This window comes from Streptomyces malachitofuscus (assembly GCF_055571035.1).
The window spans coordinates 397203-421069 of sequence record NZ_JBVIGA010000003.1 but is presented as its reverse complement, the minus strand read 5'-3'; the positions used below and the strand labels follow the sequence as shown (position 1 = coordinate 421069).

The 23867-nt window shown below is 69.0% G+C and carries 20 protein-coding genes; 11 read left to right on the top strand and 9 right to left on the bottom strand.

Annotated features, from left to right (window positions below; all coding sequences use genetic code 11):
- Positions 1 to 6 precede the first annotated feature (6 nt).
- The 5 genes from ACZ44S_RS06595 to ACZ44S_RS06575 form a co-directional block, all read right to left on the bottom strand.
- Positions 7 to 414, bottom strand: a complete 408-nt coding sequence (locus tag ACZ44S_RS06595; RefSeq protein ID WP_030422129.1) for a DUF742 domain-containing protein — start codon at positions 412 to 414, stop codon at positions 7 to 9.
- Positions 411 to 923, bottom strand: a complete 513-nt coding sequence (locus ACZ44S_RS06590; protein ID WP_390994210.1) for a roadblock/LC7 domain-containing protein — start codon at positions 921 to 923, stop codon at positions 411 to 413. The genes ACZ44S_RS06595 and ACZ44S_RS06590 overlap by 4 nt, the downstream gene beginning before the upstream one ends.
- A 68-nt stretch (positions 924 to 991) precedes the next feature.
- Positions 992 to 2506 (bottom strand): sensor histidine kinase, encoded by a 1515-nt coding sequence (locus tag ACZ44S_RS06585; RefSeq protein ID WP_216717411.1) that lies wholly within the window; start codon positions 2504 to 2506, stop codon positions 992 to 994.
- Positions 2507 to 2530: 24 nt separating this feature from the next.
- Positions 2531 to 4432, bottom strand: a complete 1902-nt coding sequence (locus ACZ44S_RS06580) for a glycoside hydrolase family 15 protein (protein ID WP_466925149.1) — start codon at positions 4430 to 4432, stop codon at positions 2531 to 2533.
- 228 nt (positions 4433 to 4660) lie between these two features.
- The gene (locus tag ACZ44S_RS06575; RefSeq protein ID WP_390994208.1) at positions 4661 to 5158 is read right to left on the bottom strand and encodes a DUF6415 family natural product biosynthesis protein; all 498 of its coding nucleotides are present in this window, start codon (positions 5156 to 5158) and stop codon (positions 4661 to 4663) included.
- Between the two features lie 189 nt (positions 5159 to 5347).
- Here ACZ44S_RS06575 and ACZ44S_RS06570 point away from each other — a divergent pair, with 189 nt between their 5' ends.
- Together ACZ44S_RS06570 and ACZ44S_RS06565 are read left to right on the top strand one after the other, a co-directional pair.
- Positions 5348 to 6736 (top strand): Tat pathway signal protein, encoded by a 1389-nt coding sequence (locus ACZ44S_RS06570; RefSeq protein ID WP_390994207.1) that lies wholly within the window; start codon positions 5348 to 5350, stop codon positions 6734 to 6736.
- Between the two features lie 72 nt (positions 6737 to 6808).
- Complete coding sequence (locus ACZ44S_RS06565; RefSeq protein WP_390994206.1) at positions 6809 to 7306, top strand: SAM-dependent methyltransferase; 498 nt, start codon at positions 6809 to 6811, stop codon at positions 7304 to 7306.
- 281 nt (positions 7307 to 7587) lie between these two features.
- Here the strand turns inward: ACZ44S_RS06565 and ACZ44S_RS06560 are convergent, their stop codons facing one another.
- On the bottom strand, positions 7588 to 8049 hold the full coding sequence (locus ACZ44S_RS06560) for an ATP-binding protein (protein WP_390994205.1): 462 nt from the start codon (positions 8047 to 8049) through the stop codon (positions 7588 to 7590).
- A gap of 157 nt (positions 8050 to 8206) precedes the next feature.
- Here ACZ44S_RS06560 and ACZ44S_RS06555 point away from each other — a divergent pair, with 157 nt between their 5' ends.
- The 4 genes from ACZ44S_RS06555 to ACZ44S_RS06540 all read left to right on the top strand — a co-directional run bounded on the left by ACZ44S_RS06555 (position 8207) and on the right by ACZ44S_RS06540 (position 13050).
- Positions 8207 to 9610, top strand: a complete 1404-nt coding sequence (locus tag ACZ44S_RS06555) for a helix-turn-helix domain-containing protein (RefSeq protein WP_390994204.1) — start codon at positions 8207 to 8209, stop codon at positions 9608 to 9610.
- Positions 9607 to 10488, top strand: coding sequence for an aminoglycoside phosphotransferase family protein (locus ACZ44S_RS06550; RefSeq protein WP_216717405.1), 882 nt, complete (start codon positions 9607 to 9609; stop codon positions 10486 to 10488). Before ACZ44S_RS06555 ends, ACZ44S_RS06550 begins: the two co-directional genes overlap by 4 nt.
- Before the next feature lie 903 nt (positions 10489 to 11391).
- Positions 11392 to 11748, top strand: coding sequence for a helix-turn-helix transcriptional regulator (locus tag ACZ44S_RS06545; RefSeq protein ID WP_390994203.1), 357 nt, complete (start codon positions 11392 to 11394; stop codon positions 11746 to 11748).
- 81 nt (positions 11749 to 11829) lie between these two features.
- The gene (locus ACZ44S_RS06540) at positions 11830 to 13050 is read left to right on the top strand and encodes a tyrosine-type recombinase/integrase (protein ID WP_390994202.1); all 1221 of its coding nucleotides are present in this window, start codon (positions 11830 to 11832) and stop codon (positions 13048 to 13050) included.
- Positions 13051 to 13193: 143 nt separating this feature from the next.
- Here the strand turns inward: ACZ44S_RS06540 and ACZ44S_RS06535 are convergent, their stop codons facing one another.
- Both ACZ44S_RS06535 and ACZ44S_RS06530 read right to left on the bottom strand, forming a co-directional pair.
- Positions 13194 to 14723 (bottom strand): helix-turn-helix domain-containing protein, encoded by a 1530-nt coding sequence (locus ACZ44S_RS06535; protein WP_466925142.1) that lies wholly within the window; start codon positions 14721 to 14723, stop codon positions 13194 to 13196.
- Between the two features lie 64 nt (positions 14724 to 14787).
- Positions 14788 to 14994 (bottom strand): DUF4236 domain-containing protein, encoded by a 207-nt coding sequence (locus ACZ44S_RS06530; protein ID WP_466925139.1) that lies wholly within the window; start codon positions 14992 to 14994, stop codon positions 14788 to 14790.
- Between the two features lie 311 nt (positions 14995 to 15305).
- Between ACZ44S_RS06530 and acnA the strand changes: the two genes are divergently transcribed.
- The 3 genes from acnA (at position 15306) to ACZ44S_RS06515 (ending at position 20320) form a co-directional block, all read left to right on the top strand.
- Positions 15306 to 18029 (top strand): aconitate hydratase AcnA, encoded by a 2724-nt coding sequence (gene acnA, locus ACZ44S_RS06525; RefSeq protein WP_466925136.1) that lies wholly within the window; start codon positions 15306 to 15308, stop codon positions 18027 to 18029.
- Positions 18030 to 18151: 122 nt separating this feature from the next.
- Entirely contained in the window at positions 18152 to 18544 is a 393-nt protein-coding gene (locus ACZ44S_RS06520) for a hypothetical protein (RefSeq protein WP_466925133.1), read from the top strand.
- 12 nt (positions 18545 to 18556) lie between these two features.
- Positions 18557 to 20320, top strand: coding sequence for a caspase, EACC1-associated type (locus ACZ44S_RS06515; protein ID WP_466925132.1), 1764 nt, complete (start codon positions 18557 to 18559; stop codon positions 20318 to 20320).
- Positions 20321 to 20698: 378 nt separating this feature from the next.
- On the opposite strand, the gene ACZ44S_RS06510 is transcribed toward ACZ44S_RS06515, so the two are convergent.
- Positions 20699 to 21691, bottom strand: coding sequence for an acetylxylan esterase (locus tag ACZ44S_RS06510; RefSeq protein ID WP_466925130.1), 993 nt, complete (start codon positions 21689 to 21691; stop codon positions 20699 to 20701).
- A 254-nt stretch (positions 21692 to 21945) separates the two neighbouring features.
- Here ACZ44S_RS06510 and ACZ44S_RS06505 point away from each other — a divergent pair, with 254 nt between their 5' ends.
- Together ACZ44S_RS06505 and ACZ44S_RS06500 are read left to right on the top strand one after the other, a co-directional pair.
- Positions 21946 to 22938, top strand: a complete 993-nt coding sequence (locus ACZ44S_RS06505; protein WP_190164884.1) for an ABC transporter permease — start codon at positions 21946 to 21948, stop codon at positions 22936 to 22938.
- Positions 22932 to 23813, top strand: a complete 882-nt coding sequence (locus ACZ44S_RS06500) for a carbohydrate ABC transporter permease (RefSeq protein WP_466925128.1) — start codon at positions 22932 to 22934, stop codon at positions 23811 to 23813. The genes ACZ44S_RS06505 and ACZ44S_RS06500 overlap by 7 nt, the downstream gene beginning before the upstream one ends.
- Positions 23814 to 23867: the final 54 nt, after the last annotated feature.

The window sequence follows — 23867 nt, the reverse complement described above, 5'->3', positions numbered from 1 at the left end:
GCCGGGTCATCCGGCCTGGGGATAGGCGACGGCATCAGGCCACTTCCTCTTCAAGCCCGCTGAAAGGGCTGCCAGCAGTTGGGTAGACGGACCGGAACCCTCGCCCGTACCGGCATAGGGGTGAGTCAGAGGGACGACCAGGACGTCGGCGTCCAGGAGGTCGGAGACAAGAATCTTGACGGCGGTGACGGGCCGGCCAAGGCGGCCCGCCAGCTCGACCACCGACCGTCGGCGCTCCCGGCACAGGGCGAGAATCTCCTCGCACTCCTCGGCCTGCGCCGGGCCGGGCCTTCCCGGTCCAGCCTCCAGCACGGTTTCCAGACCGAGCAGGTGCCGCGGCTTGGTACGCCCGCGCGTCAGCGTGTAGGTCCGCACGAACGCCGACTCCTCGGCCACGCGGCCACGCAGGGTCACCGGACCTCTCCGCCCGTGCCGACACGGACGGGGATCAGCATGTACGGGGCAAACTTGTGGACGAGGCGGCCCATCTCGAAGCCGACGGTGCCCGCGTCGGCGTCCCTGGTGGCGATGACGGCGAGGATCGTGTCCACCTCACCGCGTTCGTTGCCGGGGTGGTTGTCGAAGGCCGCGCTGCGCCCGGCGCTCTGGACGAAGAACAGGCAGTCGTCTCGCTCGATGATCACCTGCCGGGCCGGCCTCTTCTTGTGGGTGGGGCCGGTGATGTTCGCCGCGAGGGAGGCAACCCCGCTGAAGGCGGCCGACAGTTCGTCCGCCCAGTCCTTGTCGACGTCGCTGTCCAGCAGCCGCAGTCCGTCGCGCGAGATCAGGACGGCGTGCGTGACGCCCAGCGTCTCGGAGGCGAACTGACGCAGCAGCCAGACCATGCTCTCCCGCTGTCCGCTTGTCGTCGCGGATGCGGGCGTGTCGCCGGTCACGTTGCTCATCGCGGGGTGGGTGCTCATAGGGATCGCTCCAGAAGGGGGAAGGGCCAGCGGAAGTACAGGGCCACCGGGAACGCGGAAGGGGAGGGTTAGGGCCGGGGGTGGTCTGTCGAGGCAGTAGGGGCGTCGGCGGTCCCGCCGGCCTGGAGGCCGTTGCGGAAGGCGGCTGCGAGCCCTGGCGTGGGTGCGGCCACGGGGGCTTGCTCCCGCTCGTGTGGTGCACGGAAGGATCCCGTCCGGCGTGTGCGCGTGGGAAGGGCGGGCGCGTCGGCCGACTGACCTGCCTCTGCGGTCGGCACCCCAGCAGCACCGGGGCGTGCGGCCTGACCCGCTCTCGCGACGACAGGGGACGCAGCAACCTGCGGCTGACGCCCGGACGTTCGGGCTTCCTCGGGCGGCAACGGGCCCGTGTCATCGACCGGGGCAATCGCTACCAGGAGCCGTGCCGGTATGACGACCAGGGCGGTCGTGCCCCCCGTCACGTTCTCCTGCAGGAGGACGGACAGCCCGTGTGACTGGGCGATCTTCGCGGCGACCAGCAAGCCGAGCTGTCCGGCCCGAACTTGGCCGCTGACGTCGACCTCGTCCGGGGCCTTGAGCAGGTGGTTCATCTGCGCCCGAGTCTGAGGATGCATGGGAATGGCCCGGTCCTCGACCTCGATGGCCAGCCCGTTGGCCACCCGCTGCGCGCGCACCGTCACCTTCGTCGCCGGATCGGAGCACTCACAGGCGTTCTCGATCAGCTCGGCCAGCAGGTGCGTCAGGTCCGGACCTACATGGCCAGGAAGACCCAGCTCGGCGCCGACGGATCCGGCCGCGACGGCCACCCGTGGATACTGCACGACCTCGGAGACGGCGCCGCGCAGCGCCGTCGTGACGGCAACGGGCCGGCGCACGCTGCGCAGGGACTGCCCGCCCAGCACCGCCGTGCTCTCCACCTGGCGGCGCATGCGAGTCACGAGGTGGTCGATCTCGAAGATCTTGGCCAGCAGCTCCGGGTCGTCGGTCAGCATCTCCAGCTGGCTCAGGGCCTGGAGCGCCTTGCCGACCAGGGCGTGCTCGCGCATGGCCAGGCGGCGCAGCACCTCCAGGAGGACGACGGACTGGGACTCGTCGTGCACGCGGATCAGCGACGCGATCGCCTGCGTTTGGAGGGCACTCAGCGCCTTGTCGATCTCGGCGTTCGGATTGGGCGACTGTGGCGTCTGCGGGTCCGGCAACGGTGGGCGTTTTCCGCGGCACAGCTCATCCGCCGACCAGTGCACCGACTTCTCGACGGCTGCCGCTGCCCCTGCGACCGCTTCCAGTGCCGCTGCCTGGGACTTCTCCACGGTCGACTGCACGGCGCCGGCGACGGTGCGCGCTCCACGAGCCGTCACCAGGCCGACCCCAGCCAACCCGCACACCAGACCGGCCAGGATCCAGCCGCTACCCACCACGGACACTGTGCAGAGGGCGTAGGCGGCGACCAGCACCGCGGCCAGGAGCACCAGGGGCAGTGCCACGGCGCGGCGGGCGCGGTGCAGCGTGATCGCGTCGACCGGGGGCCGCCGTCTGCGGTGGCCGGTAGTGGCCGGCCGTGCCGGGAAGGCGCTGTCAGACATGGGAATCCTCGTCAGGGTGGGTGGCTATGCGTGCTGCGGCGTCAGGGCTACGGCGCTCTGGCGCGTGCTGCGGGAGGTCGATCGGGGAGCCGGAACTGCAACCGCGCCGCGGTGGCGGGAGGGCCCCGTCGTCAGGTGCTGAAGGAGCCGGGCGCTCTGGATCAGACCCATGTGGCTGAATGCTTGCGGGAAGTTGCCGAGCTGGCGCTGCTGGACGGGGTCGTACTCCTCCGCCAGGAGCCCAAGGTCGTTGCGCAGAGCGAGGAGGCGTTCGAACAAGGCGCGGGCTTCGTCGACGCGGCCGGTCAGGGCGAGGCCATCGACGAGCCAGAAGTCGCACAGGAAGAAGGTGCCCTCGTCGCCGGTCAAGCCGTCCACCCCGGCGCGTTTGCCGCGGGTCGGGTACCGGTACACGAGTCCGTCGGCCGTGGAGAGTTCACGACGTACCGCGTCCACGGTGCCGATGACGCGCGGGTCGTCGGGTGGCAGGAAGCCGGTGCGGGGGATAAGTAGCGTGGCGGCGTCCAGCTCCCGGGAGCCGTAGGACTGGGTGAAGGTGTTGCGCACCGGGTCGAAGCCCTTGTCACAGACCTCGCGGTGGATCGCCGCCCACAGCTCGACCAGGGGGGCCAGGTCCATGTCGAGCGCGCCGGCTTCGGCCAGGCGGATGGTGCGGTCGACCGCCACCCAGGCCATCACCTTGGAGTGGACGAAGTGCCGGCGGGCCCCGCGGATCTCCCAGATTCCCTCGTCGGGCTCCTGCCAGCGCTCTGCCAGGTGCTCGATGAGCCGCTGGTGCAGGACTGCGGTGTCGGCGCAGTGGGCGACACCGCTCTGGTGCGCGACGTACAAGGTCTCGATCACCTCGCCGTACACGTCCAGCTGGAGCTGGTCCGCCGCGCCGTTTCCGACGCGTACTGGGGCCGAGCCCTCGTACCCGGGAAGCCAGGGCAGCTCCCGCTCCCGCAGGTCACGCTCCCCGGTGATCCCGTACATGATCTGCAGGTTTTCCGGGTCCCCGGCCACGGCACGCAGCAGCCAGCGTCGCCATGCCTGAGCCTCTTGCCGGTAGCCGGTCCCCAGCAGTGCGGCCAAGGTGGTGGAGGCGTCGCGCAGCCAGGTGTAGCGGTAGTCCCAGTTCCGCTGGCCGCCGATTTCCTCGGGCAGCGACGTGGTCGGCGCCGCGACGATCCCGCCGCTCGGTCCGTAGGTCATGGCTTTCAGCGCGATCGAGGACCGGACCACGGCCTTGCGGTAGGGCCCGTTGTAGGTGCACTCCTGTGTCCAGTCCTGCCAGAAGGCGAGCGTCTCGGCGAGCGCGGCATCCGGGTCGGGAATGTCGGGCGTGGCGGCGTGGGACGGGCACCAGCTGAGCACGAACGCCACGCTCTGCCCGGCGCCGATGACGAAGGCGCTGACGACCACGCCGTCCTTCTCCATTTGCGGGACGCAGGTGTCGAGCCACAGAGCGTCCGCGCCGGCCTCCGCGACCATGCGTCCACCGACCTCGTGGATCCACGGGCTGACGCTGCCGTATCCCGGCCGAGGGCGCATGGCCGAGACCATCTCCACTTCGCCGGTCAGGCCCTCGGCGATCCGGATCACCTGTGGGGTGCCGTCGCGCGGCGGCATGAAGTCCAGGACGCGGACCGAACCCGTTGGGGTGCGCCACACCGATTCGAGGACGAGCGAGTCACCGCGGTACTGGCGCTCAGCGACCTTCTCTGAGCCCCACCGGCCTGCGGACGAGGCCGGTGAGATCTGCCAGGAGCCGTGCTTCTGCGTGCCGAGCAGACCGGCGAAGACGGCCGGCGAGTCGAAGCGGGGCAGGCACAGCCAGTCGATCGAACCGTCATCGCAGACGTGGGCGCTGGTCTGCGTGTCGCCGATCAGGCCGTACTGCTCGATGCGCGGAAGCCGATTCATCGTGTGGATCTCCGTTAGCCCCGCAAGTTCGGGGCCGTATCGGGGCCGTCGCAGCGGCCGGGAACGGTGGGCGGTAGGTAGGTCCGTGTTCGCCAGGTAGAGAGGGAGCGTTGCCGGGCGGTGGCAGGTGCTCGGCGGCTCGTGCAGGGTCGGCCGCCCGCTCGCCGCGAAGCATTAGCCAGGCCGTCGGCCCGAGGACCAGAGCGATGACGACGGCACCGGTCACCGTCATGTCCGCGGCACCGAAGCGGCGAAGATCAGGCAGGCCAGGGCGAGGGCGAAGACGGTGCCGCGCAGCACGTTGAGCGTTGGCGTCGGCCAACGCCGCCCGGCCTCCCCGCCGTTCGGCCCGGGGCCGCCGCGTTCCACGTAAGCCGTCAGTTCCTGGGTGGCCTTGGCGAGCCTGACCAGGTGCACCCGGCTCGACACATAGCCCTCGGGGATGCTGTCGGAGCAGAGCCGCTGCGCACGCAGCAGGGCGGGAACATGCGGAGCGGTCCGTGCGCCCAACTGGGCAATGTGTCCGCGCAGAAGGCGAACGAGGTCCTCCACGTCGGCAGCGCTCTCGGGTAGTGGCGAATCTTCGCCCAGTACCAGCGTCACCGTCTCCGACGCGGCCACCACGTGATCGCGCTCCGGCGCCGGTGCCGCGGTGACGGGCGCTTGCCGCCCGCGCTCGCCCACGAGCTGGCTGCCGTCTCGGCGAGGGTCCAGCGAAAGGCGCATGCCACAACTCCTGTTCGGATCAAGCCAAAGTGAGCCGAGAGCGCCCGTCGGAGGCGTCGGTCGGCGTGCGATGTGAGTGATCTGGCCGCTACGTTGAGCGAACCGCGAATCCCGTTCGAGGGGTATGCCTTGGTGGACGGGAAGGCCGCCAAAGGCGCCAAAGATCATTACGGAACCGAGGGGCAGTCCATGGCCCGTGACCGCAACGTCGCCCTTGCCGCACTCCTGCGCGAAGCAGGCTGGTCCCAGCCGCAAGCAGCCGCCGCCGTTGCCCGCGTGGCGGCGGAGTGCGGAGTGCGTGAGCTGGAGGCGATCTCCCGCTCGCACATCTCCATGTGGGTGCTCGGCACGAAGCCGAGTGGCAGAGCGCCGCATATCCTGCGTGAGACGCTGTCCCGCAGGCTTGGCCGCCGGCTCTCCCTGGCCGACCTCGGGCTGGAAGAAGAGCCGACAGGCACGACCGACACCGGATCCGACTGGAGCGTCGACCCTCTGACCGCACTGGCCGAGCTGGGAAGCGACGATCTCGACATGCACCGACGCAAGCTGCTGGCCACCGCCGCCTACTCCGCAGCCGGCTTCGCCCTGCCCACCACTTCGTGGTGGGCAGCTGCCCCCGCCGCAGCGGCGAACCGCCGACCGTCCTCCTCGCGCTCGGTGACCCAAGCCGACATCGACGACGTCCGCGACCTCACGGTCTACTACTCCGCGCGCGACCAGCAGCGAGGCGGCGCAACCGGCCGCAAAGCCCTCGCCAGCCACCTGCTCGACGAGGCGGTGCCGCTGCTCGGCGGCCGATTTCGTACAGATCAGCTCCGCCGCGACACGCACTCCGCCGTCGCAGAGATGACGTACCTCGCTGGCTGGATGGCCTTCGACGCCGGCGAACACCGCACCGCCCAGCGCTACCTCACCATCGCCGCCCGGATCGCGGCGGAGGCCGGTGACGGACCGCTCGGTGGCCACGTCCTGCGCGCCCTCGCTCACCAGGCCGTCGACCTCGGGCACCCACGCAGGGCGCTGGCCCTGGCCGACGCCTCGATGTCTCGCGACCGCTACGGCCAGGCCAGCCACCGCGAGAAGGCGCTGCTGGCGATCGTGTACGCCCGCGCGCTCGCGGCTGACGGCGACCGCTCCGGAACCCTCGCGGCTATCAGCCGCGCGGAGCGGGACCTCGCCCGCGCCGACACCACCGAGGCGCCGGACCGCGTCGGCTTCTTCCAGGAAGCCTCCCTCGCCCACGAGACGGCCTGCGCTCTGCGCGACATAGGTCAGCCCCGCGACGCGGAGATCCACTTCAAGCGGAGTGTGGCCACGCGCCGGCGCCAGCAATTCGCCCGCACCCACAGCGTGACGCTCGGCTACCTCGGCGCCGTCCAGGTGCAGCGGGGAAACCTCGACGAGGCATGCGCAACCTGGAACGAAGCACTCGACGCCATGACGGGCGTCCAGTCCGGCCGGGCACGTGACGTCATCGTCCGAATCCAGAGCGACCTCTCGCCCGTCCGGCAACGCGGAGGCCGCCACGTCACCGAGCTGGACCGCCGGGCACGCGGCATGCTTCGGGCCATAGGCTGATCGCGACACGGACGTTCGATGCCCCATGGCAGCCCGCGGATCAGCATTGCCCGAGGAGAGGAACCAGTACCGGTGACGTCGTACGAGGTCGAGTCGATCGCAACGGTCGTCGGGGGACACACCCGCGTTCAGGACGACTACCAGGGCGGGGTTGAGTCGGTGATTCGACTCAACGATGCGTACCCCCTCGAAACACTGCTGGGAATCGACGAGTTCTCCCACCTGACTGTGACGTGGCGCTTCCACCTGGCACAGCCCGAGGACGTGCAGCTCCACGCCCGCAGCCCCAGGGGTAACGTGCAGTGGCCAGCGACCGGAACCTTCGTCCACCGAAACCATCGGCGCCCCAACCAGTTGGCCGTCAGCTACCCGAGGCTGCTGAGCGTGGACGGCCGCGACCTTCTGGTGACCGACCTCGACGCAGTCGACGGGACGCCGGTGATTGACCTGGCCCCCTACTTCCAGGAAATGGGGCCCCGAGGTTCCGTCCGTCAGCCCGCCTGGCCGGGCGAGATGCTCGCCGACTACTGGCGCGACCCGGCGGAGCGCCCGGAGGCAGGCTTGCCGTAACTCCACGAAGCTGCAGCCCGTGCGGGCGTACATCGCGCCCTGCCCGCGGGGGTGCGGAAGGTAGATCAGGAAGTACGAGCGACCTCGCTGACGTCGCCCTCCCAGAAGGGGTCTCGTGCGAGGGTCGTGCCCCAACCTGAAGCTGTCATTCGATTCTTCCGAGCGCAGCGTCGCTGACGTTGAACCGCCGTCGGCCTTCGCGTCGGCGCCGGGGAACGGCGGCGAGTGCCGGCACATGATGGTGGTCCTTTCGGGTCTCGTCAGAGGCAAGGAGATTGCGACTACGCGGAGTGCAGGATCGTGACCCAAACGTCTTTGCCGTGGGCGGTGGGCGAGCAGCCGTATCTGTCGCTGAGCGTCTTGATCAGCATCAGGCCGCGCCCGCCCTCGTCGTTGTCGCCTGCCGAGACGGGGGCTGGGAGCCAGGGATGCGGGTCACTGACGCACAGGAAGACCCCGTCGGGGGTCCGGGTGAGGACGACCTTCACTGGAACCGAGGACTCATCCTCCTTGCGGGCGTGCTGGAAGGCGTTCGTCAGTAGCTCGGACGCAGTGAGAGTGACCCTCCAGTCGAGTTCGGTCAGGCCCCACAAACGGAGGCACGCACTGACGAGGTCACGCACGCCCGAGACGGCAGCGGCAGTCAGAGCGACGTCGATTTCGCATGCTCCGGAACGCGTCCGGACCGCAGCGCTTGTGCTGTCCGTAAGGGGCTGTTGAGCCTCGATCAGGTCTGCCTTCACGGGAGTCCCTCGTTCGACGAAATCTCTCCAACCGGCGCCGGATGCGGTGTGTACTGGGGCGGCGGCCGTGAGCAACCATTGAGCCAGGCCGACAGGACCGCGTGCAGATCTTGATACGGAAACCTCGATCTTCCGTTTCGCGAGCGAGGAACAGCCCATGCCAAGACCCGAGAAGCAATTGACTCCGGACGCATCCCCGCGTGACTGGTTCGGCCATGAACTGCGGACCTGGCGTAAGAAGCGCGGCCCTCTCACGCACGCCGAGTTGGGCACGAAAGTGCAGGTCAGCGGTTCACTCATTGAGAAGATCGAGAAGCGGACTGCTACCTGTTCGAAGGACTTGGCTGAGCGCTTGGACGAGGTCCTGCAGACGGGCGGAGTCCTCACCCGGGCGTGGGGGATGGTGTTCGGGCAAACGGAAAAAGCCCGTCCTGAAACGGAAAGTGCACCCCCTGGCAGGGCGGAGGTGCCGGTTCAGGTCCATGAAGGCCGCATCCTGGGCAGAGGTAGTACAACACCTCCAAGCGGGAGCCCTGCCTCTGTGGACCGTCGCGCCTTCCTCGCCACGAGCGGCCTTGCCGCCATCGCCCCCATAGACCTCGTCCACCTCGTGACCCCAGCAGCCCCCCGGGAGATCCCGACTCAGATCCGCCCGCGCGAGATCAGGCAGCTGAAGTCGCTGGCCGATGTCATCCATCGCCAGGACAACGAGTACGGAGGCGGCGGCGCGGTGCGTGAACTCGCCCGCGGCGCCATCATGTGGGGAGCCTCCCTGCTGCCAGTGCCCTGCCCCGAGCCCCTGCGGCCTGAACTCCTGGCCTCGGTGGCTCGGTTAGGGATTGTCGTCGGCGCCTCGCAGTTCGACGCGTACGCCCACGACGATGCCCGAGTCAGCTTCCGGCTGGCCGCTGAGTGCGCGGAAGAAGCCGGGGAGTGGCATCTGCGCGCCAAGACGTACTCGTTCATGGCCCGACAGGAAATCTGGATCGGAGATCCGGATACTGGCCTAACCCACGCAGAGAAGGGGTTGGTGCGCTCCGACCGACTCACCGCGACCGAGCGTGCCATGCTGCACACGGCACGCGCCCGCGCCTTCGGCAAGATGCGCGACGTAGCCAACACCCTGCGCGCGGTCGGAGAAGCCGACGCCGCGTTCGAACAGTCCGACCCGGCACAGGATCCGCCGTGGATGGCCTACTACGACTACGCCCAGCACCACGGCGACACCGCCCACGCGCTGTTCGACCTCGCGGTCCACGCGGACCAGGACCCCGGGCAGGCGGCCCGCCGCTTCGAGATCGCGGTCAAAGGACACGGCAACGCCTTCGCCCGCTCGCGGGCCATCTCCGAGACAAAACTCGCTTCCCTGGTCATGGCCAAAGGCGATGATCCGCGGCACGCGGTCGTACTCGGCCACCGAGCGCTGGATGACGTCGGCAAGCTGACTTCCTGCCGGGCCGCCGAGGACCTGCGGGAACTCGCCCGGTTCGCAGGCCGACACCGGAACCTGCCCGAGGCCAGCGACCTGCGCGAGCGCATCGCGGCTACGGTGCAGGCGTGACTACTTCGCCCACGCCCACCCAAGCCGTACTTGAGGAGGCGTGCCTCGCCGCCGGCCTCGACGCGACCAACGCCCAACCGATACGGATCGCCGAGAACGCCATTTGGCGTCTGCCCGGGGGAATGGTGGTGCGTATCGCCCGGCCTGGCCAGTCCGCCGCCGCAACGCGCGAGGTTCAGGTCGCCCGCTGGCTGGCCACCCAGGGCGTGCCCGCCGTACGCGCCCTTGACCTGCGGCAGCCGGTAATAGCCAGCGGGCACCCGGTGACGTTCTGGCAAGAGCTGCCGCCACACGCAATCGGGACCGTCACCGACGTCGTCGTGCTCCTCAAGCAACTGCACGCCCTGCCGAAACCAGACCTGCCACTGGGTGAGCTGGACCCGTTCGTCCGGCTGGTTGAGCGCATCGACGCAGCGAGCACGACTTCTGACGATGACCGGTTGTGGCTGAAGGGCCGGCTTAAAGATCTCAAGCAGCAATGGGCTTCGAGGCCCAAGGGCCGGCCGGAGTGTGTAGTCCACGGGGATGCATGGGTCGGCAACGTGGCGCGCACGGAGGCCGGCCCGATGTTGCTCGACTTCGAGCGCGCTTCGTTCGGCCCCCCGGAGTGGGATCTCGTGTCGACCGCAGTGAAGCTCACCACGACCGGCGCGGTATCTGCCGAGGAATACGCAGCGTTCTGCGAGACCTACGGCGTTGATGTTACGAAGTGGGAAGGGTATGAAATCCTGGCTGGCGCACGCGAGTTGCGTATGGTGACGTACGCCGCGCAGCACGCAGCCAGCCGCCCTGAGTGGCGACGCGAGGCGCAATACCGCATTGACTGCTTGCGCGGCCGGGCTGGGGCGCCGCCGTGGCGATGGAAGGGGATCATGTAGCCCACTACCAGTGGCTCACGAGTGCAACTCGTCTTATAGGCGGCCTTACCCAGTTTTAGATGCACTGCTTGATTCGTTAATCTGACTCGGTGCCGCGATGCTCCCGAATTTCCAAAGCGACGTATTCGCCTACGGCAGACAAGAAATACCGCAGAAAGACTGGATAGCTGCGCGAGGGCATGTCAACGTACAACGTCCCGCAAAAATCCAGGCCAGATGGTGTCACCGCTCCTCTGCGCTCACTTCCCCGTAACCGGTTGGGGTGGGCGTCGCGAGGGTTGGCCCGCTGGCGTAACTTCACCTTGGGAGGCTCGTCTGTCTGATTCTGTTAATCTCATCTACTCGCTTCACTTCGCCCTCGGTGGCTGAACGACTGGGCACGGCCAAACGGCCGGTGACTACCCTGCGGTCTCTACTGGGCTCTGTGTTTCCGTCTGCGCGGCCGGACTTTTCGGTGAGGATCTCTTGTAGCGAGGCTACCGCGACGATCGTGTCGTCAATGCGCACGTGGCACGCCATCCGGGTGCAACAACCCGGTGGCCCAGGCCCTCGGGATCCCTGAGCGCCGCGTCACGGTGAATCTGGACCGGCTAACGGTCGCCTCGGACAGCGCGCCCGCAGCCCTTCGCTCGTACGTACTTCCCCTGCCGGCGGGAAGGTCAAGCAGACATCGGGCGCGTGACGGTCGGGCAACATAGCCGACGATCGCCGGTTAGCCAAACCGGTGATCGCCGCGACCATTGAGACGTTCGCCTTTCGGCTGCGCTTGGCGGTGGAGTCGTGGCGGACGCGGGCAGCTTCGCGTTGGCAAGAGGAGGCGCGGGGCAGCTCTGCTGCGGCGTCTTGCCGTAGGCAGCGTGCGCCGCCGACAGGTGGCCGTCCTGGCGCACTCCGCGCGAGGTGATGCTGCCATGCCCCTGTCGCTCCTCGCTCTCCCAGCAAGGAAACCCTGCCATGCACCGATCGGCGATACCGCCTGCCCCCACGACTTCCTCCGTAGCCGTACGTACGGCCTTCCTGACCGTGAAAGACGCCGCTGAATACCTCGGCCTCTCACCTCACACCCTCTACGTCTGGCGCCATCGTCGGCAGGGACCGCCGAGCTTCCGCATGGGCCCTCGTGGTCGCGTCATGTACCGGGTGGAAGCCCTCGACACTTGGGTCCTCGAACAGGAGCAAGCCGACTCCCGCTCTAACCCGGCCCTCAACCCGCTCAGTACCCGACCTCAGGAACGTTTCGCCAGCTTCACCAGTGCCTGACGCCTCCCAAGCGTCGTAGAACGCGCTGTCGCCCCCCTAGCAAAGGAGTTCGCCCTGGCCGGCTACATAGAAGATCGGTGGTTGAAGAAGCGTCCCAACCCGAAAACCGGCAAACGCGATCGCACCACCATGTACGGCAAGTGCACCCGATACCGCGTCAAGGGCATCCCGGGCATCAAAGACCGTTCCTTCGACGTTCTCCATGACGCCAAAACCTGGCTCGCCCAGGCCCAGACGGACGCACGCCGAGGGGAGTTCGTCGATCCCCGCGATGGGGCCATCTCCCTCAAGGACTACATCTCAACGCACTGGTGGCCTACCCAGAGCGGTGACCCGTCCACGATCGAGCGGATCGAGCAGAGGGTGCGGCGGCACATCGTTCCCCATCTGGGTGCTCTGCCGCTCAATGCCATCGGTTCGGAAGTCCTGCGTCACTGGAAGAAGCGGCTGGAGAAGGACCTCGGTCCGACCTCCATCCGTATGGTCTGGGCGACGCTTTCCAGCGTCCTCCAGGCCGCGGTCGAGGACCGTCGCCTCGGACGCAACCCATGCCGGTCCAGCACGGTCCGCCCTCCGGCCGCGGCACCCGGCAGGGTTGAAGCGTGGTCGCCCGAACAGGTCCTGGCGGTACGGGAGGCCCTGCCGGATCGCTACCGGCTCCTCCTCGTGATCGGAGCAGGTCTCGGGCTCCGGCAAGGGGAGGCGCTCGGGCTCTCAGCGGACGACATCGACTTCGAGAAGGAAGTGGTGCACGTCCGGCGGCAGGTCAAAATGGTGCGGGCGAAGCTGTGCTTCGCGCTCCCCAAGGGTCGCAAGGTCCGGGACGTGCCGCTGCCGTCCAGCGTCGCCCGGGCCATCCGGCAGCACATGGAGCAGTTCGCGCCGGTGCCGGTCACGCTGCCCTGGGACGACCCGACTCCGGCCGAGACGCCGGTGGAGGCCAAGCACCGGCGGCCGAGGACCTACAGCCTCCTGGCGACGGGACGTGAGCGGAAGGCCATCAACCGGAACTACTTCAACTCCTACGTGTGGAAGCCCGCTCTGGCCGAGGCAGGAGTGATCGCTTCGCTGGACGAGGGCAGCAGGGACGGCGCTCGCGTGTGGGAGCCGTCCCGGGAGCACGGCTTCCACGCCCTGCGCCACTTCTACGCCTCCGAGGAACTGGAGGCTGGCGAATCGGTCGTCTCCCTGGCACGCTGGCTGGGGCACTCTGACCCCGGGTTCACGCTGCGGAAGTACTCCCACTTCCTGCCCCGCGCTGGTGCACGAGGCAGCGCCGCCATCGACGCGATCTTCGCGTAACCGAGGCCGGTCGTCAGAGCCTGTGGAGCGTGGCTCGTAGCCCGCCGCAGGCGCAAAGTCCCAGAGAAGTCCCAGAGATGCCGCCGCACTCCTCCCTGTCCCGCTAAGTAGCAGGTCAGACGGGGTGCGGCGGCACTCGCATATCAAATGTCCCGGAAGATCTCGATCTGCGCCCCGATCGAGTTCAGCCGCTCCGCCAGGTCCTCGTAGCCGCGGTTGATGACGTACACGTTGCGGAGCACCGACGTGCCCTCCGCCGCCATCATCGCCAGCAGGACGACCACCGCCGGGCGCAGGGCCGGCGGGCACATCATCTCCGCGGCGCGCCAGCGGGTCGGGCCCTCGACCAGGACGCGGTGGGGGTCGAGGAGCTGGAGGCGGCCGCCGAGGCGGTTGAGGTCGGTCAGGTAGATGGCGCGGTTGTCGTAGACCCAGTCGTGGATCAGGGTCTTGCCCTGCGCCACCGCCGCGATCGCCGCGAAGAACGGGACGTTGTCGATGTTCAGGCCGGGGAACGGCATGGGGTGGATCTTGTCGATCGGCGCCTCCAGTTTGGAGGGGCGGACGGTGAGGTCCACCAGGCGCGTGCGGCCGTTGTCGGCGAAGTACTCCGGGGTGCGGTCGTGGTCGAGGCCCATCTCCTCGAGGACCGCCAGCTCGATCTCCAGGAACTCGATGGGGACCCGGCGGACCGTCAGCTCCGACTCCGTCACCACGGCCGCGGCCACCAGGCTCATCGCCTCGACCGGGTCCTCGGAGGGGGAGTAGTCGACGTCGACGTCGATGGCGGGCACGCCGTGCACGGTCAGCGTCGTGGTGCCGATGCCGTCGACCTTGACGCCGAGCGCCTCCAGGAAGAAGCACAGGTCCTGGACCATGTAGTTCGACGAGGCGTTGCGGATGACGGTGATGCCGTCGTGGCGCGCGGCGGCGAGCAGCGCGTTCTCGGTGACGGTGTCCCCGCGCTCGGTCAGCACGATCGGGCGGTCGGGGGCGACGGCGCGGTCGACCACGGCGTGGTACTGGCCCTCGGTCGCGGCGATGTCCAGACCGAAGCGGCGCAGCGCGATCATGTGCGGCTCGACGGTGCGCGTCCCGAGGTCGCAGCCGCCGGCGTACGGCAGCATGAAGCGGTCCATGCGGTGCAGCAGCGGGCCCAGGAACATGATGATGGAGCGGGTGCGGCGGGCCGCGTCCGCGTCGATGGCCGCGAGGTTGAGCTCGGCCGGGGGCACGATCTCCAGGTCGACGCCGTCGTTGATCCAGCGGGTGCGCACACCGATGGAGTTGAGCACCTCCAGGAGGCGGTACACCTCCTCGATGCGAGCGACGCGGCGCAGCACCGTGCGCCCGCTGTTGAGCAGCGAGGCGCACAGCAGTGCCACGCACGCGTTCTTGCTCGTCTTCACGTCGATGGAGCCGGAGAGCCTGCGGCCGCCCACCACACGCAGATGCATCGGGCCCGCGTAGCCGAGAGAGACGATCTCGCTGTCCAGCGCCTCGCCGATGCGGGCGATCATCTCAAGGCTGATGTTCTGGTTGCCGCGCTCGATGCGGTTGACGGCGCTCTGGCTGGTACCGAGCGCCTCGGCGAGCTGCGTCTGCGTCCAGCCGCGGTGTTGCCGGGCGTCGCGGATGAGCTTGCCGATGCGTACGAGGTAGTCGTCTGCCATGAGGTTGAGGCTATCTCAGATATGAGATGGCACCTCTCGGGGGGTCCATTCGGGTGATGCGACGTCAGTGTCCCCTGGCCCGACGGGTCCGAGTGGTCCGCCGCCATCCGAAAGGTCCGGGCAAATCCATCGATGTCGTACGACGACCCGTGCTGCTCCGAGTGTGACGAGGGCCGTTCCTGCCTCCGGTGGTGGTGGACCACGACCGCTTGTTGATGTTCAGTCGCACCCCCGGAAGGATCCGAAAGCTCTTGCGAAACGTGAGCGGCATCCTTACGCCTCCCTGTCGGCCGTACCTGAATCTGACTTCGCCTCAGTCGGTTACCCCGCTTCTGCGCTCTGATGGCATCCGCGGCGGTATGGCGGGAGGGTGGGGAGGGAGAGGAGGGCGCGCCGGAACCCGGGCATGACCATTCGGGCCCGGTGTACTAGAGTTATCTCGACATCGAGATATCTGCCGAGGCGCACCGCAGCCGCCACCCTGGTGAGGGTTACCTAACTTAGCCTTACCTTAGCGGATCGGCCAGGGCGGCGTGGCGGCAGGATGCGGTGGTAACGCGCACATCAATGAAGGAGACTGTCGTGTCGGCGAACAGCTTCGACGCCCGCAGCACGCTGCAGGTGGGCGACGAGTCGTACGAGATCTTCCGGCTGGACAAGGTCGAGGGCTCCGCGCGCCTTCCCTACAGCCTGAAGGTGCTGCTGGAGAACCTGCTCCGCACCGAGGACGGCGCCAACATCACCGCCGACCACATCCGCGCCCTGGGCGGCTGGGACTCCCAGGCGCAGCCGTCGCAGGAGATCCAGTTCACGCCGGCCCGCGTGATCATGCAGGACTTCACCGGCGTGCCCTGTGTCGTCGACCTCGCCACCATGCGTGAGGCCGTGAAGGAGCTCGGCGGCGACGCGGCGAAGATCAACCCGCTGGCGCCGGCCGAGCTGGTCATCGACCACTCCGTCATCGCCGACAAGTTCGGCACCAACGACGCCTTCAAGCAGAACGTCGACCTGGAGTACGGCCGCAACAAGGAGCGCTACCAGTTCCTGCGCTGGGGCCAGACCGCGTTCGACGAGTTCAAGGTCGTCCCGCCCGGCACCGGCATCGTCCACCAGGTGAACATCGAGCACCTGGCCCGCGTCGTCATGACCCGTGACGGCAAGGCCTACCCCGACACCCTGGTCGGCACCGACTCGCACACCACGATGGTCAACGGCCTCGGCGTCCTCGGCTGGGGCGTCGGCGGCATCGAGGCCGAGGCCGCCATGCTCGGCCAGCCGGTCTCCATGCTGATCCCGCGCGTCGTCGGCTTCAAGCTCACCGGCGAGCTCAAGCCCGGCACCACCGCCACCGACCTGGTGCTCACCATCACCGAGATGCTGCGCAAGCACGGCGTCGTCGGCAAGTTCGTCGAGTTCTACGGCGAGGGCGTCGCCGCCACCTCCCTGGCCAACCGCGCCACCATCGGCAACATGTCGCCGGAGTTCGGCTCCACCGCCGCGATCTTCCCGATCGACGACGAGACCCTGAACTACCTGCGTCTGACCGGCCGCAGCGACCAGCAGGTCGCCCTGGTCGAGGCGTACGCCAAGGAGCAGGGCCTCTGGCTGGACCCGAAGGCCGAGCCGGACTTCTCCGAGAAGCTCGAGCTGGACCTGTCCACGGTCGTCCCCTCGATCGCCGGCCCGAAGCGCCCGCAGGACCGCATCGTCCTCGCCGACGCCAAGGCCCAGTTCGCCCAGGACGTGCGCAACTACGTCAAGGACGGCGGCGACGTCGACGAGGCGAGCAAGGAGTCCTTCCCGGCCTCCGACGCCCCGGCCATCTCCAACGGCGCCCCCTCCCACCCGGTCGAGGTGACCGCCCCCGACGGCACCACCTACACGCTCGACCACGGTGCGGTGACGGTCGCCGCCATCACCTCCTGCACCAACACCTCCAACCCCTACGTCATGGTCGCCGCCGCGCTGGTGGCCAAGAAGGCGGTGGAGAAGGGCCTGACCCGCAAGCCGTGGGTCAAGACCACCCTCGCCCCGGGCTCCAAGGTCGTCACCGACTACTTCGAGAAGGCGGGCCTGACCCCGTACCTCGACAAGGTCGGCTTCAACCTCGTCGGTTACGGCTGCACCACGTGCATCGGCAACTCCGGCCCGCTGCCGGAAGAGGTCTCCAAGGCCGTCAACGAGCACGACCTGGCCGTCACCTCGGTGCTGTCCGGCAACCGCAACTTCGAGGGCCGGATCAACCCCGACGTCAAGATGAACTACCTGGCGTCCCCGCCGCTGGTCGTCGCCTACGCGATCGCCGGTTCCATGACGGTGGACATCACCCGCGAGGCCCTCGGGTACGACCAGGACAACAACCCGGTCTTCCTGAAGGACATCTGGCCCTCCGAGGCCGAGGTCAACGACGTCGTGGCCAACGCCATCGGCGAGGACATGTTCTCCAAGTCCTACTCCGACGTCTTCGCCGGCGACGCCCAGTGGCAGGCGCTGCCCATCCCGACCGGCGACACCTTCGAGTGGGACGCCGAGTCCACCTACGTCCGCAAGCCCCCCTACTTCGAGGGCATGCAGATGGAGCCGGCCCCGGTCGAGGACATCACCGGCGCCCGTGTGCTGGCCAAGCTGGGCGACTCGGTCACCACCGACCACATCTCCCCGGCCGGTGCCATCAAGGCCGACACCCCGGCCGGCCAGTACCTCACGGAGCACGGCATCGAGCGCCGCGACTTCAACAGCTACGGCTCGCGCCGCGGCAACCACGAGGTCATGATCCGCGGCACGTTCGCCAACATCCGCCTGCGCAACCAGATCGCGCCGGGCACCGAGGGCGGCTACACCCGCGACTTCACCCAGGACGGCGGTCCGGTGTCGTTCATCTACGACGCCTCCCGCAACTACATCGAGCAGGGCATCCCGCTCGTCGTCCTGGCCGGCAAGGAGTACGGCTCCGGCTCGTCCCGCGACTGGGCCGCCAAGGGCACCGCGCTCCTCGGCGTCAAGGCCGTCATCGCCGAGTCCTACGAGCGCATCCACCGCTCGAACCTCATCGGCATGGGCGTCCTGCCGCTGCAGTTCCCGGAGGGCCACACCGCCGAGTCCCTCGGCCTGACCGGCGAGGAGAGCTTCTCCGTCTCCGGCGTCACCGAGCTCAACGAGGGCACCACCCCCCGCACGGTGAAGGTCACCACCGACACGGGCGTCGAGTTCGACGCGGTCGTCCGCATCGACACCCCCGGTGAGGCCGACTACTACCGCAACGGCGGCATCCTGCAGTACGTGCTGCGCAGCCTGATCCGCAAGTAAGGGTCGGCGCAAGCCGGTTGAGGGTCGCATCCCCGGCACGGGGATGCGGCCCTCGTCGTCGCCCCCGTTGTACGCTGACATCTCACCGGATGACGGGGGTGGCGGTGGGCCGCACGGAACGCTTGCATCTTGTCCTGACCGGCAGTCGCGACAGCGACCAGGAAGAACTCGACGAGCTGACCCTCCAGTTGCGCGAGCGGCTCCTGGAACTGGACGTCGACGACGTCGAAACGGTCCGCTCGGGGGCCGTCCCCGCCGGGGCCAAACCGGTCGACACGATCGCCGTCGGAGCGCTCGCCGTGAGCATGGCCGCTCCCATCGCCCTGCGCTCGGTGCTCGACCTGGTGCGGACCTGGATCGAGAACCGCCCGGTGCGCACAGTCAGCATCACCCTGGGCGAGGACAGCCTGGACCTGGAGGCCGTCTCCTCCGCCGACCAGCAGCGGCTCATCGAGGCGTTCCTGGCGGCACGCGCCGCGGATCCGGACGGCGGCGGCACCGGGCAGGGGGACTGAGGGGCGTACGACGTGTCCGCAGGCCGCTACGCGCTGCTCGTCGCGACGGGCCGGTACGAGAACGAGGCCCTGAATCACCTGCGTTCGCCCGCCAGGGATGCCCAGGAGCTGGCGGAGGTGCTGAAGCATCCGCGGATCGGTGATTTCGAGGTGACCACGGTCCTGGACGGCCGCCACCAAGAGGTGACCAGGGCCATCGAGCACTTCTTCCTGGACCGCCGCAGGGACGATCTGCTTCTGCTGCACATCTCGTGTCACGGTCTCAAGAACCACAACGGCGAACTCCACTTCGCCGCCGCGGACACCGACCGGCGGCTGCTCGCCTCCACCTCCGTCCCCGCCCTCTTCGTCCACCAGCAGATGCGCGCCTGCCGGGCACGGTCGATCGTCCTGCTCCTGGACTGCTGCTACAGCGGAGCCTTCCTGTCCGGCGCCAAGGGCGACACCACGGTCCACGTCAAGGACGAACTGGCCGGTCACGGCCGTGCCGTGCTCACGGCGACCAACCGTACCGAGTACGCCTGGGAAGGGGAGAGGGTCACCGCACTCGACCCGGAGCCGTCCCTGTTCACCGGAGCCGTCGTCAAGGGACTGCGCACCGGCGAGGCGGACCGCAACCGCGACGGACTCATCGGCGTGCACGAGCTCTACGATTTCGTGTACGACGAACTGCTGGCGGCCCGCGTCACCCAGCGGCCGCAGATGTGGGCCGAACTGGAGCGCCGGGTCGTGGTGGCGCGCTCCGTCCTGTCGACCGGGCCGCGCGACCCTGCGGCGGGGGAGCCCTTCCACGGGGAGGCGTCGCCCGCCGCCCGGCCGGCATCCGTCCCCGTCCCGGAGCCGACGGCCGCCCCGGCGCCCGAGCCGTTGCGCAACGCGCCGGTCGCGCTGCTGCTGTTCACCGAGGCGCTGACCGGGCTGCCGTGCATGGCGGACGCGCCGAGCCGACAGCAGTTCGCCACCGTGCTGGGGGAGTTGCTCGCCCGCCGGATCGACCTCCGCGGCGTCCGGCAGCGGGAGGACGTGGTGGCGATCGTCCGGGCGGCCCTGGCCCGGGAGGGTGGCCGGAGCGCGCTGCTGTCGGCGGTCGAGCTCTTCGAAGGACCGTCGGCCGCCGCCGACATGAGGCACCGGCTTCCGCCGGAAGGCAGTTCCCCGGTGCCACCCCGTCGCGAGCCGGTTCCGGAACGCCGGGCGGGTGAGGGGACCACGGCGCGTGGCCGGGCCGTGGCGTCGGCGCCCGGTAGCAGGGACCGGGCGGGCGGGGCCGCCGGGGTGCGCGACCGTGGGACGATGCGGACGCCCGGCGCGACGTCGCCGCCGACGGGTGAACGGGTGGAAGCGCGCGACCGCGGGGCGGCTCCCGGTCCCGGAGCGCGTGAGCACGAGGCGCCTGCCGTGCGCCGTCGTGCGACGGGGTCCGTTCCCGGCCCGGTGGCCCGGTCGGGCGCGCCACTCGCGGCGGCCCAGGGATTCCGGCACGCCCTCGGTTGTCTGCACGGCGCACTGTCGCTCCTGCTGCTCACCAACGCCCTCTGCGAGCTGCCGTACCTGGCGACCCCGCGGGCCAGGACGGGGTTCGCGGCGGCGCTGGGGGTTCTGCTGGGCCGGCCGGTCAGGATCCGCGGAAGCGAGGTCCGCGAGGACGCGGTGGTGATGGCGCGCGCCGCGCTCGGCGCTCCCGGGGGACGGCAGGCACTCGTGACGTCGCTCAGGGTCCTGGGCGGCGCGCAGGCGGCGGACGACCTCGCGGTGCTCATCAACGCCCACGGGTGACCGGTGGCACAACTCGCCCTCGTGGGAACCGTTTACAACGGCGGCGCACGGCGCTACCGTCCCCTGACGGGCGAGGTGGGAGCGCTCCCATCCACCGGCGGACCGGAACCCGCCGTCGGCGGCGCTGTCGCCTCGCCCGGCCGACCCGGGGCCGAGGCACCGCGGACGTGCGCGCCCGCGCCGTCCGTGGCGGTCAGCGTCTGCGTGATCCATGGTCCTCCGCGCCCGCGTGATGCGTGGCCGTCCGCGTCTGCGTGATCCATGGCCGTCCGCGTCCACGTGATCCACTGGCCTCCGCGCCCGCGTGACCCATGGCCGTCCGCGTCCACGTATCCATCGCGGTCAGGCATCCCGCCCGATCCGTGGCCCAGTCGCCCGTCACCCGCCCAGTACGCCGCCCAGCCAGTCCAGTTGGCGCCGCACATGCACCGCGTCCCCGCCCTCGTGGCCGTTGAACGGGTAGGCGTGGAGCACCTTCTCCGGGTCCGCCGCCGTCCGTTCCGCGTACCGGTTGAACGCCGCGTACGCCCCGCTCGGCGGGCAGACCGTGTCGCGCAGGCCGACCCCGAAGTGGGCCGGGGCGTGCGCGCGGCGCGCGAAGGAGATCCCCTCGACATAGGACAGCGTGCGGTAGGCGGCCTGCTCGGCTCCCCGGTGGACCGAGAGGTACGCGGTGATCTCGCCGTACGGGGGCACGTCGGTGAGGTCCAGCGCGCGGTGGATGCCGCACAGCAGCGGGGCGGTGACCAGGACCGCGGCCAGATCCGGCACGAGGCCGGCCACGGCCAGCGCGAGTCCGCCGCCCTGGCTGTTGCCCACCGCCGCGACCCGGGAGGGGTCCACGCCCGGCAGCAGACGCACGGCGGCCACCGCGCGCACCGCGTCGGTGATCAGCCGGCGGTAGTGGTAGTCCCGCGGGTCGAGCAGACCGCGGACGGCCGGGCCGGGGCCGCCCGGCGCGGTGGCGTGCGGATCGGGGGTGTCGCCGCCGCACCCGTACTGGTCGCCCTGTCCGCGGTTGTCCATCAGGAGATGGGCGTATCCGGCGTTCACCCATGTCAGCCGCTCGTGCGGCAGCCCGCGGCCCCGTCCGTAGCCCGCGAACTCGACGACCGCGGGCAGGGGTTCGGCCACCCCCGCGGGGAGGCTGAACCAGGCGCGCACCGGGTCGCCCGCGAAGCCCCGGAACGACACGTCCCACGTCTCGGTCAGCCGTAGTCCGTTCTCCACCGGACGGACGGAGACCAGGGGATCGCCCTCCCCGGCGGCGTCCTCCAGGGTCCGCTCCCAGAACGCGTCGAAGTCGGCGGGCTCCTCGATGTCCGGTCGGTGGCGCGCCAGTTCCGCCGGGGGCAGGTCGAACGCGGGCACGGGGCACCTCGCAGAGTCGAACGGAAAGCGCGCCCGATCGTTGCGGGCGCACACCAGAAAGTTCCGGGGACGTTAACAGATCTTGGCCGACTTCCCCACCCTCACGGACCGGATCCGCGCCCCCTCGAAACTCTCAAAAGTCCCGTGCGCACCACCCATTGACACGGCCCATCGCCGCTCATAGGTTTCCGCGAAGTTACCGGTAAGCGCTCGAAAGTTTCGGTTCTGCGGCAGAGGCACGGGAGGCCCGAGCAATGAGCACCTCCACCACGTCGGCTCCACCCCCGGGCACGCAGGACCCGCCGCCGACGAAGACACCACCCCGGCGTACACGGTCACCCGCCCGCACCGGCTGGCGGCGCGCGCTGCGCAGGGACTGGCAGCTGTACTCGCTGGCTGTGCTGCCGCTGCTGTTCTTCCTGGTGTTCCGCTATCTGCCGATGATCGGCAACGTGATCGCTTTCCGCCGGTTCGAGCCGGGCGGTTCGATCCTCGGCGAATACTGGGTGGGACTGCGCTACGTCGAGATGTTCCTGTCCGACCCGACCTTCTGGCAGGTGTTCCGGAACACCCTGTGGATCGGCGGACTCACGCTTCTCTTCTGCTTCCCGATCCCGATCGTGCTCGCCCTGCTGCTGAACGAGGTGCGCCGGAAGTCGCTGAAGCGGTTCGTGCAGTCGGTGTCCTACCTTCCGCACTTCCTGTCCATCGTGATCGTCGCCGGCATCACGCTGCAGATGCTCGCCACGGACGGCCCGGTCAACCACGTCCTGGGCTGGTTCGGGCACGACCCGATCCGGTTCATCCAGGAACCCGACTGGTTCCGCACCATCTACGTCGGCTCGGAGATCTGGCAGACGGCCGGGTGGGGCACGATCCTCTACCTCGCCGCGCTCACCACCATCGACGAGGACCTCTACGAGGCCGCCCGCATCGACGGCGCCAACCGCTGGCAGCAGATCTGGCACGTCACCCTGCCCGGTATCCGCCCCACCATGATCACGCTGCTGATCCTCAACATCGGCACGTTCATGGCCGTCGGTTTCGAGAAGGTCCTGTTGCTCTACAACCCGCTGACATATCCGACCGCCGACGTGATCTCCACCTACCTCTACCGGACCGGCGTGGAGTCCAACAGCTTCAGCTACGCCGCCGCGATCGGCCTGTTCGAGGCGATCATCGGCCTGGTCCTGATCACCTCTGCCAACCAGCTCTCGCGCCGCACGGTGGGGACGAGCCTGTGGTGAGCGTCAACCGGCCGACGCGCGGCTACCGCGTCTTCCAGGGCGTCAACGGCGTGATCCTCACCCTCGTCGTCCTGGTCACGCTGTACCCCTTCGTCAACATCATCGCCCGCTCGTTCAGCGGGGAGCAGGAGATCCGTTCCGGTGGCGTGACGCTGTGGCCCAAGGGCTTCAACCTCACCACGTACGAGATCGTCTTCTCCGACTCGATGTTCTGGCGCAACTACGGCAACACCGTCTTCTACACGGTGGTCTCCACCGCCGTCGCCATGGTGCTGACCACCTGTTACGCCTACGTCCTGTCGAAGAGGAACCTCAAGGGGCGGGGCGTCCTCGTGGGGATCGCCGTCTTCACGATGTTCTTCACCGGCGGCCTCATCCCCCACTACGTGCTGATCACCAGCCTCGGCCTGAAGAACAGCGTGTGGGCGATCGCCCTGCCGAACGCGATCAGCGTCTTCAACCTCCTGGTGATGAAGGCCTTCTTCGAGAGCCTGCCGACGGAGCTGGAGGAAGCCGCGCAGATCGACGGCCTCAGCACCTACGGCATCCTGCTGCGGATCGTGCTTCCGCTGTCGAAGGCGGTCGTCGCGACCATGGTGCTCTTCTACTCGGTGTCCTTCTGGAACTCCTGGTTCTCGGCGTTCCTCTACATGGACCGCACCGAACTGATGCCCGTCACGGTCTATCTGCGCAACCTCCTCGCGGGCGCCACCGCGGGCACCGGTGCCGGCGCCACGACCGAGAACCTCACCCAGGTCAACGCGAACATCCAGGCCGTCACCATCGTGCTCACCTCGCTGCCGATCCTCTGCCTGTACCCGTTCGTGCAGCGCTACTTCGTCTCGGGCGTGATGCTCGGCGCGGTCAAGGGCTGACCGCCGTACCACCCCCTCCTGCTCCTCCTCCTCGACCCGTCCATGTGACAAGGG

Excerpts from the sequence above, each read along its gene's own strand:
- ACZ44S_RS06545 (WP_390994203.1), top strand. The coding sequence starts at position 11,392 with ATGCTGCCATGCCCCTGTCGCTCCTCGCTCTCCCAGCAAGGAAACCCT.
- ACZ44S_RS06535 (WP_466925142.1), bottom strand. The coding sequence starts at position 14,723 with ATGGCAGACGACTACCTCGTACGCATCGGCAAGCTCATCCGCGACGCC.
- ACZ44S_RS06580 (WP_466925149.1), bottom strand. The coding sequence starts at position 4,432 with ATGAATCGGCTTCCGCGCATCGAGCAGTACGGCCTGATCGGCGACACG.
- ACZ44S_RS06555 (WP_390994204.1), top strand. The coding sequence starts at position 8,207 with ATGCCAAGACCCGAGAAGCAATTGACTCCGGACGCATCCCCGCGTGAC.
- ACZ44S_RS06530 (WP_466925139.1), bottom strand. The coding sequence starts at position 14,994 with ATGCCGCTCACGTTTCGCAAGAGCTTTCGGATCCTTCCGGGGGTGCGA.
- ACZ44S_RS06570 (WP_390994207.1), top strand. The coding sequence starts at position 5,348 with ATGGCCCGTGACCGCAACGTCGCCCTTGCCGCACTCCTGCGCGAAGCA.
- ACZ44S_RS06585 (WP_216717411.1), bottom strand. The coding sequence starts at position 2,506 with ATGTCTGACAGCGCCTTCCCGGCACGGCCGGCCACTACCGGCCACCGC.
- ACZ44S_RS06575 (WP_390994208.1), bottom strand. The coding sequence starts at position 5,158 with ATGCGCCTTTCGCTGGACCCTCGCCGAGACGGCAGCCAGCTCGTGGGC.
- ACZ44S_RS06590 (WP_390994210.1), bottom strand. The coding sequence starts at position 923 with ATGAGCACCCACCCCGCGATGAGCAACGTGACCGGCGACACGCCCGCA.
- ACZ44S_RS06505 (WP_190164884.1), top strand. The coding sequence starts at position 21,946 with ATGAGCACCTCCACCACGTCGGCTCCACCCCCGGGCACGCAGGACCCG.